Annotated in this window: 1 pseudogene; it reads left to right on the top strand. The window is 55.6% G+C overall.

Annotated elements, in window-relative coordinates:
* Nucleotides 1-275 (top strand): annotated as a pseudogene (locus AB9F29_RS22655) (tRNA (adenosine(37)-N6)-threonylcarbamoyltransferase complex transferase subunit TsaD); the annotation flags it as partial.

Genomic DNA, 275 nt, shown 5'->3' with positions numbered 1-275 from the left:
CACTACCGCAACCTGGTGGTCCGAACATCGAGAAATGTGCGCTTTCCGGTGATCCGGCGCGTTTTCGTTTTCCACGCCCGCTTCTTGATCGACCTGGATGCGACATGTCGTTCTCTGGGTTAAAAACGGCAGTTCTCCGCGCCCGTGATTCCGTGGTTTCCGACAAGGGCTGGCTTACCAAGAAAGATCAAGCCGACCTGAGCGCGGGTTTTCAACAGGCGGTCACGGCGGTGTTGATAGAGAAAACACGCCGTGCCCTTGCAGTTTACTTGTCT

This window comes from Falsihalocynthiibacter sp. S25ZX9, assembly GCF_041205405.1.
GTDB classification, from domain to species: Bacteria; Pseudomonadota; Alphaproteobacteria; order Rhodobacterales; family Rhodobacteraceae; genus Falsihalocynthiibacter; species Falsihalocynthiibacter arcticus.
Note: the sequence above shows the minus strand (reverse complement) of the source record. Positions and strands in the feature narration are given on the sequence as shown.